The organism is Pseudolactococcus raffinolactis NBRC 100932, assembly GCF_001591765.1.
GTDB classification, from domain to species: domain Bacteria; phylum Bacillota; class Bacilli; order Lactobacillales; family Streptococcaceae; genus Pseudolactococcus; species Pseudolactococcus raffinolactis.
Genome location: NZ_BCVN01000110.1, coordinates 1 through 555, shown reverse-complemented (window position 1 = coordinate 555; position 555 = coordinate 1). Strand labels below are relative to the sequence as shown.

5 tRNA genes are annotated in these 555 nt (G+C 49.2%); all 5 read right to left on the bottom strand.

The features are described 5' to 3' along the window. Position 1: 1 nt before the first annotated feature. Positions 2–75, bottom strand: a tRNA-Pro gene (locus LRA01S_RS10675). Positions 76–183: 108 nt separating this feature from the next. Further along, positions 184–257, bottom strand: a tRNA-Arg gene (locus tag LRA01S_RS10670). Positions 258–291: 34 nt separating this feature from the next. Next, positions 292–377: transfer RNA gene (locus LRA01S_RS10665), tRNA-Leu, on the bottom strand. Positions 378–391: 14 nt separating this feature from the next. After that, a tRNA-Gly gene (locus LRA01S_RS10660) sits at positions 392–463 on the bottom strand. A gap of 20 nt (positions 464–483) precedes the next feature. Continuing rightward, positions 484–555: transfer RNA gene (locus tag LRA01S_RS10655), tRNA-Thr, on the bottom strand.

Here is a 555-nt window from a genome sequence, read left to right as displayed (position 1 = left end):
ATCGGGAAGACAGGATTCGAACCTGCGACACCTTGGTCCCAAACCAAGTACTCTACCAAGCTGAGCTACTTCCCGAACTGTTTGATATATAGAAAACTACCTTGACTAAGTCAATTCCAACTTCCCATACCTATTTCTCCGCTTAGCCGATAAGCTAGCCTATCCACTTTCGCTTTTGAAACATGCACCCTGCAGGATTCGAACCTGCAACCGCCTGATTCGTAGTCAGGTACTCTATCCAGTTGAGCCAAGGGTGCTCCTTAAAGTAAAATCCACCGCTATCTCTAGCGATGCCGAGGACCGGAATCGAACCGGTACGAAGGTCACCCTTCGCAGGATTTTAAGTCCTGTGCGTCTGCCAGTTCCGCCACCCCGGCTTACCTCTAGCATAAGCGAAAGACGGGGTTCGAACCCGCGACCCCCACCTTGGCAAGGTGATGTTCTACCACTGAACTACTTTCGCATATCTATATATTCAATTAATGCCGGCTACATGATTTGAACACGCGACCCTCTGATTACAAATCAGATGCTCTACCAACTGAGCTAAGCCGG